Consider the following 12,127-nt stretch of genomic DNA (forward strand, 5'->3'; position numbering starts at 1 on the left):
GCACGATCGCCATGCCCGGCACCAGCCGCGGATCGACCACCGCAAGCGTCGCCGCCAGCGTGATGAAGCCGGCGCCGGTGATGCCGGAGGCGCCCTTCGAGGTCAGCATCGCCACGATCAGGATCGTGAGCTGCTGGCTGAAGGTGAGATCGAAGCCCAGCGCCTGCGCGATGAACAAGGTCGCCAGCGTCATGTAGATGTTGGTGCCGTCGAGGTTGAACGAGTAACCCGTGGGCACCACGAGGCCGACCACCGATTTCGAGCAGCCGAGACGCTCGAGCTTCTCCATCAATGACGGCAGCGCGCTCTCCGAAGACGAGGTACCGAGCACGATCAGGAGTTCGTCCTTGATATAGGCCAGGAACTTGAAGATCGAGAACCCGGCGATCCGCGCGATGATGCCGAGCACCACGAACACGAACAGCGCGGCGGTCAGATAGAACGTCGCGATCAGCCCCATCAGGTTGAGGATCGCGCCGGTGCCGAACTTGCCGATGGTGAAGGCCATCGCGCCGAACGCGCCGATCGGCGCCGCCCGCATCACGATCGAGATGACGCCGAACACGGCGTGCGCGGCGTCGTCGATGAACGAGCGGATGGTGTGGCCGCGATCGCCGAGGCCCATGATCGCGAAGCCGAACAGCACCGAGAACAGCAGCACCTGCAGGATCTCGCCCTGCGCGAATGCGCCGACCACGGTGTCCGGAATGATGTGCAGCACGAAGTCGACGCTCTTCTGCGCCTCCGCCTGCTTGGCATAGCCGGCGACCGCCTGCGCGTTCGCCGCCGCATTGCCGAAGCCGGCGCCAGGCTTGATCAGATTGCCGACCAGCAATCCGATCACCAGCGCGAAGGTCGAGACAACCTCGAAATACACCAGCGCCTTGACGCCGATGCGGCCGACCTTCTTGGCATCTTGTATATGGGCGATGCCCGACACCACGGTGCAGAAGATGATCGGCGCGATCACCATCTTGATCAGCTTGATGAAGCCGTCGCCGAGCGCCTTGATCCACTCGTTGGTGGCAAGGCCCGGCCACAACCAGCCGACCAATGCGCCGAGCACGATCGCGATCAGGACCTGGACATAGAGAACTTTATACCACGGCTTGCTGCCGGCGCTCGCCGGCGCAGCCGTGACAACGGTTGCCGTTGCCATGTGTCACTCCCCCTCAGAAATGGCGGAAACAGCCAAGATCAACTTGGCGGTTCAAGTCAAATGGAACTGTGTGGGCCCTGCCGCTTATCCGCGATGATCGGTCCGCCACAGTGCCGGCGAAACCACGGCACTGCGCTGCGAAACCGATCCGAAAGGCAAAGCGAACGCCGGAAGGCTCTTGGTGGCTCTTGGAGTTTGAAGGCTCCTGGAGTTCGCGGGCTATTTAAGCCAATGCGCGATCCGTGCAACTGCTTCCTGCATCTCCGGGGCCGAGCGTGCATATGAAAAACGGATGAAGGCGCGGCCGTGGATCGGATCGAAATCGACGCCGGGGGTCGCCGCGACATGCGCCTTCTCGAGCATCTCGCTGGCGAAGGCGAAGCTGTCGGCGGTGAAGTCGGAGACGTCGGCATACAGGTAGAACGCGCCGTCTGCGGGGAGGAATTTGGTCAGGCCAGCCTTCGGCAGGCCTTCGATCAGGATGCGGCGGTTCTCCTGATAGCCGCGCTTGATCGCCTCCATCTCCTCGCGGCCTTCGAACGCCGCCTCGGCCGCGATTTGCGACAGGGTCGGCACCGAGATCGACAGGTTCTGCTGCAGCCGCTCGATCGGCCGCACCAGCACGTCGGGCACCACCATCCAGCCGACACGCCAGCCGGTCATGCAGAAGTACTTCGAGAACGAGTTGATCACGAGCGCGTTCGGCGACAGCTCTGCGGCCGTCACCGCAGCGAACGCGTAGTCGAGCCCGTGATAGATCTCGTCGGAGATGAAGCGGATGCCGGCGCTGTCGGCGGCCGCCATCAGGGTCGACAGCGCCTCGCGCGACATCATGGTGCCGGTCGGGTTGGCGGGGCTGCCGACCAGCACGCCCTTCAGCGGCGCCTTGCGGTGGGCGGCGAGCAGCGCCTCGCCGGTCAGGGCATGGCGGGTGTCGCCGGAGGTTTCGATCAGCACCGGCTCGCAGCCCAGCGCGGTCAGGATATGCCGGTACGGCGGATAGCCCGGCACGGTCACGGCGACCCGGTCGCCCGGTTCGAACATCGCAAGAAACGCCAGGATGAACCCGCCCGACGAACCGGTCGTGACGATGATGCGCTCCGCGTCGACCGCGCAACCATACGTGTCGCTGTAGTGCTGGGCGATGCGCGCGCGCAGCGAGGGAATGCCGAGCGCCGAGGTGTAGTCGATCCGCCCGTCCGCAAGCGCGGCCTGCGCGGCCGCGATCGCCGGCTTCGGCGCGCCTGCGGCGGGCTGCCCCACCTCCATATGGATGACATGGCCGCCGGCGGCCTCGATTCGCGCGGCCGCCGCCATCACGTCCATCACCATGAACGGCGGAACATCGCTCCGTCCGGACGCTGTCAACAGGCTGCTTACACGGTCTCTCGGTGTCGCTTCACGCATGGATTTCTGCTATTGCACGGCCGCTGCCGAATTCGGGTTCCCGTTACCGGCTGCCGCCCCAGACTGGCCGCATTCGGTGGCTCCTTATAACGCTTTCAGGCCAAGTGAATACCCGGTTCGCGTGAAGAAGAACTGCAAAAACAACAGATTGCGCCACGCGCCTGATCCGGTCGGGCCCGAAACCCGGACTTGTGCCGGCGCGGCCAGTCATCGCCGATAGATCGCCCATGCTGTTCCGCCTCTCGCTCCGCACCAGGACCTTCAAGCTGACCGCGCTCATGACTGCGGTTACGCTCGCGATCGGGCCCGTCGTCCCTGCGCGAGCCCAGCAAAAAGGCCCGCCGGTGCTGCGCGACACCGAGTCCGAGCAGTTGCTGCGCGAATACACAAGGCCGATCCTGCGCGCCGCCGGTCTGGAGAAGCAGAACATCCAGATCGTGATCATCAACAACGGCTCGTTCAACGCTTTCGTCGCCGACGGCCGGCGCATCTTCGTCAATTACGGCGCGCTGCTGCAATCGGAAACGCCGAACCAGATCATCGGCGTGCTGGCGCACGAGACCGGCCACCTCGCCGGCGGCCATCTCGCCAAGATGCGCGAGCAGCTCGCGCAGGCCCAGACCCAGATGATCATCGCGATGCTACTCGGCGTCGGCGCGCTTGCCGCGGGTGCGGGCGGCCGCGGTGGCGGCAACGGTCTCTCCAGCGCAGGCGCCGCGGCGATCTCGGCGCCGCAAGCGGTCATTCAGCGCACGCTATTGTCTTATCAGCGCCAGCAGGAAGAGAACGCCGACCGTGCCGGCGTCAAGTTCCTGAACGCGACCGGACAGTCTGCCAAGGGCATGTACGAGACGTTCAAGCGCTTCACCGACGAGAGCCTGTTCGCCTCGCGCGGGGCCGACCCCTATCTGCAGTCGCACCCGATGCCGGTCGATCGCGTCTCCGCGCTGCAGGAACTGGCGCGCTCCAGCCCCTATTGGGACAAGAAGGACGATCCGGCGCTGCAGCTGCGCCACGACATGATGCGCGCCAAGATCTCGGGCTTCATGGAGCGGCAGGACACGGTCTACCGCCGCTATCCGCTGTCCAACACCAGTCTGCCGGCGCGCTACGCACGCGCGATCACGACCTATCTGCACGGCGATCTGCGCTCGGCGATCGCGCAGATCGACGGCTTGATCCAGGTGCAGCCCAACAATCCCTATTTCCATGAATTGCGCGGCCAGGCGCTGCTCGACGGCGGCCGGCCGGCCGAAGCCATCGCGCCGCTGCGCCGCGCGGTGCAGCTCTCCAGCAATTCGCCCTTGATCGAGATGCTGCTCGGCCAGGCGCTGGTCGCCTCCGACAACAAGGCCTATACCGACGAAGCGATCAACATGCTGCGCGCCGCGGTGGCGCGCGAGCCCGAGGCGCCGCTCGGCTATACCCAGCTCGCGATGGCCTATGGCCGCAAGGGCGACTATGCCCAGGCCGACCTCGCCTCGGCGCAGGCCGCTTATCTCCGCGGCGACACCAAGACCGCCCGCGACCTTGCGTCACGCGCCAAGACGCGATTCGCGATCGGCACGCCCGGCTGGGTCAAAGCTGACGACATTGTGAGCGCCAAGCCCATGCCGGGTCAGAAAAACAACTAGAAATAAACCGTAGTTCCATACAACGATCACCGAAACCGGCTCACGGCCCCGCCGTATTTTGGGCCACCGCGAACAAGGATTTTGTCATGCCAGCGCTTCGTTTTCTTGCCCCTGCCCTGCTCGCGCTCGGCGTTTGCGCCGCGCCGCTTCCGGCCTCCGCGCAGAGCTTCACCGACACCCAGCGCGGCGACATCGAGACCATCGTGCGCAACTATCTGATCGCGCACCCGGAGGTGCTCGAGGAGGCGATGAACGAGCTGAGCAAGCGGCAGGCCGCCGCCGAAGCCGAGAAGCATGAGCAGAGCGTCGCCAAGAACGCCGACACCATCTTCAATTCGCCGCGCGGCGTCATGCTCGGCAACAAGGACGGCGACGTCACCTTCGTCGAGTTCTTCGATTACAATTGCGGCTACTGCAAGCGCGCGATGTCCGACATGCTCGATTTGATGAAGGCGGATCCGAAGCTGAAGGTCGTGCTGAAGGAATTCCCGGTGCTGAGCCAGGGCTCGGTCGAGGCCGCGCAGGTCGCGGTCGCCGTGCGCATGCAGGATCCGACCGGCAAGAAGTATCTCGATTTCCATCAGAAGCTGCTCGGCGGCCGCGGCGCCGCCGACAAGGCACGCGCGCTGGCGGTCGCCAAGGAGGTCGGTCTCGACATGGCGAAACTCGAGAAGGATATGGCGAGCCCCGAAGTGAAGGCGACCATCGAGGAGAACTTCCGCCTCGCCGAATCCATGGGCATGAACGGCACGCCGAGCTACGTGATCGGCAAGCAGGTCGTGATCGGCGCCGTCGGCGTCGACAACCTCAAGGAAAAGATCGGCATCGCCCGCTGCGGCAAGGCGACCTGCTGATCGCCGCAAGGATAGCGCTCATTCAGAAAAATCCGGCTGCCAGGCAGCCGGATTTTTTTATTGCCGTCACCGAACCGATTCCGCGCGGGCCGCAAGCAAGGGCCGTCCCCAACGACGCAAGTCGCGCGAAGCTGAAAATACAGCGCGACCTGCTCTCGAGATCGAAGACTATTTCGGCGGCTTCAATTTCGGCGGCGGCAACGGCCAGCTCGATCTTGCGAGCATGGAGTTCTACTGGGCCTGCAGTTGAAGCAGCCGCGCATTCATCTCGCGCGTTCATCGCGCATTCACCTGAAGAACAAACCGCAAGGAACCGCAAATCAACAGGAACATCGCACATGCTCTCCCGTTGTCGGCGCGGGCAATGCTGAAAAACGAGGAGGAATTACGATGTCTAACCGCTTTCTGATTTCGGTCGCCGCAGCCGCTTTGATCGCCGGCACCGGTTTCGCGAACGCACAGGGCGCCGGCGGCGCCAACAAGGAAACCGGAGCCGGTGGTGGTGCGACCACGCAGCAGTCTTCACCGTCCGGCGGCGCGTCATCGGGCACCATGCAGCATGACAAGAGCGGCATGAAGGGTTCCGAGCATTCGACCACCGGTGAGTCGAGCACCAAGGGAGCTGAGTCCGAGAAGTCCGGCACGGCCACCAAGGGTGCACAGGACAGCACCCAAAAGTCGAAGGGCATGAGCTCGGAGAACGAGGCGACCAAGGGCTCCAAGGAAGGCTCGAAGGACATGAAGGCCGAGGGTCGCGACAAGAGCGGCAACATGAAAGCCGAGGAGCGTGACAAGAGCGGCAAGATGAACGCCGAGAGCCGCGACAAGAGCGGTGCCGGTGCCACGACCAACCAGAACGCTCAGACCAAGAGCCCGGCCGACCCCAACCGCGCGCAGACCAACGACACGAGCCGCACGCAGACGACGACCGGCAACGCGGCAACGTCGGCCACCGCGGCTCCGCCGGCCGAGAAGCGCACCCAGATCACGACCGCGATCAAGTCGGAGCACGTGACCGAAGCCACCAACGTGAACTTCAATGTGGCGGTCGGCACCCGCGTTCCGGCTGACGTCCACTTCTACCCGGTGCCGGAGCGGGTCGTGACGATCTACCCGCAGTGGCGCGGCTATCAGTTCATCCTGGTCAAGGGCCGCTACGTGATCGTTCAGCCTGAGACCCATGAGATCGTCTACATCATCGAGGGCTAAACCGGCCTCGGTGCGAGGGCGCCAAGACGGGCCCTCGAAGACGGGCCCTTGCCTTCATCTCGACCCCGCCCCCTTCAGGGCGGGGTCTTGCTTTCGGCCGCCCCCGCATCACGCAGTGGATGGCGGGCCGGAGCGCCCCACGAAGGCGACTTCCGCAAGATTTGGTTAATCAGCATTTTCCGGAGGTTAGGACAGTTATCTAACAGGGTGGAGGAAGTTGTTGAAGACGTTCTGATTTCACCTAAAGACTTCCCCTTCGGCCGGTTGTTACCTATAACCCGGCCCACTCCACCCCTTGTCGGACCCCCTTCGGAACCTTTGGCCGGAACCCTTGGCAGGAAAACTTTGGCAGGAAACTCTGGAATGGCTGCTGCCGGAACGATCTATGTGCTGAACGGCCCGAACCTCAATCTGCTGGGGACGCGCGAGCCGGAGACCTACGGCCACGCCACCCTCGCCGACGTCGAGAAGCTGTGCGCGGACACCGCGCGCCAGTTCGGGCTGAGCGCCGACTGCCGGCAGTCCAACCGCGAGGGTGAACTGATCGACTTCATCCATGAGGCGCACGCCAAGAAAGCGGTCGGCATCATCATCAACGCCGGTGGCTACTCTCATACCTCGATCGCGCTGCATGACGCGCTGGTCGCGGTCAAGATACCCGCGGTCGAAGTTCACGTCAGCAACATCCACGCCCGCGAAAGCTTCCGGCACCACTCGTTCACTGCTAAAGCCGCCTTCGCGTCACTTTGCGGCTTCGGCATCGACGGCTACCGGCTTGCGATCATCGGCCTCGCCACCAAGATCGGTGCCAGGATCGATACCAAGATCGACGCCAAGCCAAAGACTTAATCGTCAATCCTGACGTTCCCCGTCACCAGACAAAGATTTTGGATCACAGAGCATGGCGCGCCAGCCAGACGACAAATCAGCCGCAAAATCCAAGAACGACTCCAAGAACGACGACAGCGCCCTCATTCGCGAGCTCGCGCTGCTGCTCGCGGAAACCAATCTGACCGAGATCGAGATCGAGCGTGCCGGCCTGCGCGTCCGTGTCGCGCGCAACATCAGCATCGCGGCCTCGGTGCCCGCGGCCTCCGTGGCGAGCGTTGCCGGACCGGCCGCCTTGGCCGTCCCGGCGGCTGCGACCGATCTCGCCAAGCACCCGGGCGCCGTGCCCTCGCCGATGGTCGGCACCGCCTATTGGGCGCCCGAGCCGGGCGCCAAGCCGTTCATTGAAATCGGCACCAAGGTCAGCGCTGGTCAGACGCTTCTGATCATCGAGGCGATGAAGACGATGAACCAGATCCCGTCGCCGCGCGCGGGCACCGTGACGCATATTCTCGTCGAGGATGGCCAGCCGGTCGAATTCGGCGAGCCGCTCGTCATCATTGAATAGCTTCCGTCAACGCCAGGCGCTGCGATGTTCGACAAGATCCTCATAGCCAATCGCGGCGAGATCGCGCTTCGCGTGCTGCGCGCCTGCAAGGAGCTCGGCATCTCGACGGTCGCGGTGCATTCCACCGCCGACGCCGACGCCATGCATGTGCGGCTCGCCGACGAAAGCGTGTGCATCGGCCCGCCGCCGTCGAAGGATTCCTATCTCAACGTGCCGGCGCTGCTCGCGGCCTGCGAGATCACCGGCGCCGACGCCGTGCATCCCGGCTACGGCTTCCTGTCCGAGAACGCGCGCTTCGCCGAGATCCTCGCCGACCACAATCTGGGCTTCATCGGACCGAAGGCCGAGCACATCCGCCTGATGGGCGACAAGATCGAAGCCAAGAAGACCGCCAAGCGCCTCGGCATTCCCGTGGTGCCGGGCTCGGACGGCGCGGTGACCTCGGAGGCTGACGCGCTCGCGATCGGCAAGGAGATCGGCTTCCCGGTGCTGGTGAAGGCGGCCGCCGGCGGCGGCGGCCGCGGCATGAAGGTCGCCCATACCGAGGCTGACCTTGCGCTGGCGCTCTCGACCGCGGCCAACGAGGCCAAGTCGGCGTTCGGCGACGCCTCGGTCTACCTGGAGAAATACCTGCAGAAGCCGCGCCACATCGAGATCCAGATTCTCGGCGACGGCCGCGGCGGCGCCATCCATCTCGGCGAGCGCGACTGCTCGCTGCAGCGCCGTCACCAGAAGGTCTGGGAGGAAGGGCCCTCGCCCGTGCTCGCGGCGGCGGCGCGCGCCAGGATCGGGGAGACCTGCGCCAAGGCGATGCGGGACATGAAATATCTCGGCGTCGGCACCATCGAATTCCTCTATGAGGACGGCGAGTTCTATTTCATCGAAATGAACACGCGCATCCAGGTCGAGCATCCCGTCACCGAAAGCATCACCGATATCGATCTGGTGCTGGAGCAGATCCGGATTGCCGCCGGCGGCGACCTTCCGGCCAAGCAGGACGACATCGCGATCATCGGCCACGCCATCGAGTGCCGCATCAATGCGGAGAACCCGCAGACCTTCCGTCCCTCGCCCGGCCGGATCACGCAATTCCATCCGCCCGGTGGCCTCGGCGTGCGGATCGATTCCGCCGTCTATCAGGGCTATGTGATCCCGCCCTATTACGACTCGCTGGTCGGCAAGCTGATCGTGCACGGCAAGACCCGCGGCGAATGCCTGATGCGGCTGCGTCGGGCGCTGGACGAGATGGTGGTCGACGGGATCGAGACGACGCTGCCGCTGTTCCGCGCGCTGGTGCGCGAGCCCGACATCATCGAGGGCGACTACCACATTCACTGGCTGGAGCAATACCTCGCCGGCCAGCCATCCGACGCCGCAAAATAGTTCGGAACTCCGTGGAACCCAGCCCTTCCTCAAACGTACTATAGGGTTATTGGCTTTCCACGGGGACGCGTTGAATCCCACTCCCATAGCGAGATCGTCGTGACGGTCGTTTCACGGCGCCGGTCGACGTTACAGATCCTCCTGCTATCGGCGGGGTTTTTCGTGCTGGTCGCGGTCAGCGTGGCGTCCGTCCTGCTGGTCAACAAGGCGCGCGAGGACAACGCCTGGGTGATTCACACCGTCGAGACCGAGAGCCAGGTTGCCAACCTGCTGCTCGACGTCAGGCGCGCCGAAAGCGCGACCAGGGCGTATCTGCTGACATCAGCACCACAATACCTGTCCGAGTACCAGTCCGCGGCAGCGAGAGTGCCGGCCGCGCTCAACCATCTCCAGATGATGACCGTGGACAATCCGGCGCAGGTCGCCAATGCCGCGAAGCTCAAAGCCGCCGTCGAGCAACGGCTGGCCGAGTTCGCGCTCAGCATCGAGCGTGTCAAGAACAACGACACGGCGACCAGCATCGACGTCCTGCGCAAGACCACATCGACCGATGCGGTGGAGGCGATCGCCCGGATCGCCCGCGACATCCGCACCGAGGAGAATCGTCTGCTGGCATTGCGCACAGCGACGGCGGACAAGACCCAGGTGCTGGCCTCCTCCGTCACGATCGCCGGCTCCTGCATGGTGCTGGCGCTCGCCGCTCTCTCGGTCGTGCTGCTGCGGCGATCGTCGCGCGCCCGCGACGAGGCCGAGGCCAGGCTGCGCGACAGCAACGTCAATCTCGAAACCATCGTCGACGAGCGCACCTCCGACCTGCGCGAGGCCAACGAGGAAATCCAGCGCTTTGCCTATATCGTCAGCCACGATCTGCGCTCTCCGCTGGTCAACATCATGGGCTTCACCAGCGAGCTCGAGGAACTGCGCGGCGACATCTTCAAGCGCATCGCCACGCTCAATCGCGCCGCCTCGCTGGCGCCGGCGATGCCGGAAGACGCGACCGATGTGGCCGAGCCCGAGCTCGAAGGCTCCGACAAGCAGCTATCCGACGACTTCAATGAATCGCTCGGCTTCATCAAATCGTCGATCGCCAAGATGGATCGCCTGATCAGTGCGATCCTCAATCTCACCCGCGAGGGCCGCCGCGAGTTCAAGCCCGAACGCATCGATCTGCGCGAGCTCATCGACGGCATCGTCAAGACGGTGGCTCACCAGGCCGTCGAGGCCAATGCGACCGTCGAGGTCGGCGCGTTGCCGAATATCGTCAGCGACCGCCTCGCGCTGGAGCAGATCTTCTCCAATCTGATCGACAACGCACTCAAGTACCTCAGGAACGGCGTTCCCGGCGAGATTTCGATCGAGGGCCGCACCAAGCTCGGCTTCGCGATCTTCGAGGTCACCGACAACGGCCGCGGCATCGATCCGAAGGACCACCAGCGCATCTTCGATTTGTTCCGTCGCGCCGGAACCCAGGACAAGCCCGGTCAGGGCATCGGGCTTGCCCATGTCCGCGCACTTGTGCGCAGACTGGGCGGCACCATGTCGGTAGCATCGGAACTTCACAACGGCAGCACCTTCACGATCACGCTGCCTATCAATTGGTCAGGCAAGAACCGGGACAAAGTGACATGAGTGATCCAGTCACCATCATCATGATCGAAGACGACGAGGGCCATGTCCGCCTGATTGAGCGGAACATCCGGCGCTCGGGCGTCAACAATGAGATCATTCCGTTCACCAACGGTACAGAGGCCGTGAACTACCTGTTCGGCAAGGATGGCAGCGCCGTCGAGCGCAAGGGCCAGGCCCTGCTGATCCTGCTCGATCTCAATCTGCCCGACATGACCGGCATCGATATTCTGAAGCGGGTCAAGGAGAACAAATATCTCAAGTCGACGCCGGTGGTCGTGCTGACCACGACCGACGACTCCCAGGAGATCAAGCGTTGCTACGAGCTCGGTTGCAACGTCTACATCACCAAGCCGGTGAACTACGAAAGCTTTGCCAACGCGATTCGTCAGCTTGGCCTGTTCTTTTCGGTAATTCAGGTGCCGCCGGCTGCCGTATGACCAGCGCAACGCCGACACTGCTCTACATCGACGACGACGCGGCGCTGGCGCGCCTCGTCGAACGCGGGCTGACGCGCGCAGGCTACAAGGTCGTGCACGCCGCAAGCGGCCAGGAAGGCCTCGACCGGCTCGGCCAGGGCGGCATCGACGTCGTCGCGCTCGATCAGTACATGCCCGGCCTCGATGGGCTGGAGACCCTGGAGCAGATCCTCAAGATACCGGACGCTCCGCCGGTGGTGTTCGTCACCGCGTCGCAGGATTCGGCGATCGCCGTCACCGCGCTGAAGGCCGGCGCGGCGGACTATCTGGTCAAGGACGTCAGGGGCGAGTTCATCCCCCTGCTCCAGGTCGCGGTGAACGGCGCGATCCGGCAGGCCGCGCTCCAGAAGGCGCGCGACGAGGCCGAGGCCGAGGTGCACGCCTCGCGCGACCGCTATGCCGCGCTCGCCGCGGAGCGTGAGGTTCTGCTCCGCGAGGTCAACCATCGCGTCGGCAATTCGCTGCAGATCATCGCCTCGCTGCTGCATCTGCAGGCCAACTCCGCGACCCAGCAGGATGTGAAGGCCGCGCTCACCAACGCGATGGGGCGCGTCGCGGCCGTCGCACAGGTGCACCGCCGCCTCTACACCTCGCACGACTTCAAAACGGTGATGCTCAACCAGTATCTCGAGGCACTGCTCGAGGATCTCCGGCGATCGGCCGAAGGCAACAAGATGTCGCGGCTGACCTTGAAGGCCGACCCGATCGAGATCGATCCCGACCGCGCGGTCGCGATCGGCATCATCGTCAACGAGCTGGTGATGAACGCCGTGAAATACGCCTATCCCGACGGCGCCGGCCCGATCCATGTCGAGCTGAAGCCGCAAGGCGACGATCTGCAGCTCGCGATCAGCGACGACGGGGTCGGCTTTTCCGACCAGGCCGATCCGCGCGGCACCGGCATGGGCCAGCGGATCGTCAGCGCGATGGCAGCCAAGCTCGATGCCAGCGTCGAGCGCGACCCCGGCCACAAGGGCACC

The 12,127-nt window shown here is 64.4% G+C and carries 12 protein-coding genes; 9 read left to right on the top strand and 3 right to left on the bottom strand.

Going from position 1 to position 12,127, the window contains the following annotated elements; translation table 11 throughout:
• Together dctA and AKL29_RS29295 are read right to left on the bottom strand one after the other, a co-directional pair.
• Positions 1-1,159: C4-dicarboxylate transporter DctA (dctA, locus tag AKL29_RS29290; RefSeq protein WP_244482489.1), on the bottom strand; the 1,159-nt coding region annotated here is incomplete at its 3' end.
• A 219-nt stretch (positions 1,160-1,378) separates the two neighbouring features.
• On the bottom strand, positions 1,379-2,566 hold the full coding sequence (locus AKL29_RS29295; protein WP_050386560.1) for a pyridoxal phosphate-dependent aminotransferase: 1,188 nt from the start codon (positions 2,564-2,566) through the stop codon (positions 1,379-1,381).
• 227 nt (positions 2,567-2,793) lie between these two features.
• Here AKL29_RS29295 and AKL29_RS29300 point away from each other — a divergent pair, with 227 nt between their 5' ends.
• Positions 2,794-4,200 carry a M48 family metalloprotease gene (locus tag AKL29_RS29300; RefSeq protein ID WP_050386561.1) on the top strand — a complete coding sequence of 469 codons (1,407 nt, stop codon included), beginning with the start codon at positions 2,794-2,796 and terminating at the stop codon, positions 4,198-4,200.
• Between the two features lie 86 nt (positions 4,201-4,286).
• A complete protein-coding gene (locus AKL29_RS29305) occupies positions 4,287-5,054 on the top strand; it encodes a DsbA family protein (RefSeq protein WP_016840097.1) in 768 nt (255 codons plus the stop codon).
• 22 nt (positions 5,055-5,076) lie between these two features.
• Here the strand turns inward: AKL29_RS29305 and AKL29_RS45735 are convergent, their stop codons facing one another.
• Entirely contained in the window at positions 5,077-5,394 is a 318-nt protein-coding gene (locus AKL29_RS45735; RefSeq protein WP_167350428.1) for a hypothetical protein, read from the bottom strand.
• 50 nt (positions 5,395-5,444) lie between these two features.
• Here AKL29_RS45735 and AKL29_RS29310 point away from each other — a divergent pair, with 50 nt between their 5' ends.
• The 7 genes from AKL29_RS29310 to AKL29_RS29340 form a co-directional block, all read left to right on the top strand.
• Positions 5,445-6,263 carry a DUF1236 domain-containing protein gene (locus AKL29_RS29310; protein WP_050386562.1) on the top strand — a complete coding sequence of 273 codons (819 nt, stop codon included), beginning with the start codon at positions 5,445-5,447 and terminating at the stop codon, positions 6,261-6,263.
• Positions 6,264-6,626: 363 nt separating this feature from the next.
• A complete protein-coding gene (gene aroQ, locus AKL29_RS29315) occupies positions 6,627-7,112 on the top strand; it encodes a type II 3-dehydroquinate dehydratase (protein WP_028332248.1) in 486 nt (161 codons plus the stop codon).
• A 52-nt stretch (positions 7,113-7,164) separates the two neighbouring features.
• Entirely contained in the window at positions 7,165-7,659 is a 495-nt protein-coding gene (accB, locus tag AKL29_RS29320) for an acetyl-CoA carboxylase biotin carboxyl carrier protein (protein ID WP_050386563.1), read from the top strand.
• Between the two features lie 24 nt (positions 7,660-7,683).
• The gene (gene accC / locus AKL29_RS29325; RefSeq protein ID WP_028332250.1) at positions 7,684-9,042 is read left to right on the top strand and encodes an acetyl-CoA carboxylase biotin carboxylase subunit; all 1,359 of its coding nucleotides are present in this window, start codon (positions 7,684-7,686) and stop codon (positions 9,040-9,042) included.
• Positions 9,043-9,141: 99 nt separating this feature from the next.
• On the top strand, positions 9,142-10,671 hold the full coding sequence (locus tag AKL29_RS29330) for a sensor histidine kinase (RefSeq protein ID WP_050386564.1): 1,530 nt from the start codon (positions 9,142-9,144) through the stop codon (positions 10,669-10,671).
• A complete protein-coding gene (locus tag AKL29_RS29335; RefSeq protein WP_050386565.1) occupies positions 10,668-11,108 on the top strand; it encodes a response regulator in 441 nt (146 codons plus the stop codon). The genes AKL29_RS29330 and AKL29_RS29335 overlap by 4 nt, the downstream gene beginning before the upstream one ends.
• Positions 11,105-12,127, top strand: a 1,023-nt coding sequence (locus tag AKL29_RS29340) for a sensor histidine kinase (RefSeq protein WP_152977837.1), incomplete at its 3' end; no start/stop codon positions are given. The genes AKL29_RS29335 and AKL29_RS29340, both read left to right, overlap by 4 nt.

Source organism: Bradyrhizobium pachyrhizi (assembly GCF_001189245.1).
GTDB lineage: Bacteria > Pseudomonadota > Alphaproteobacteria > Rhizobiales > Xanthobacteraceae > Bradyrhizobium > Bradyrhizobium pachyrhizi.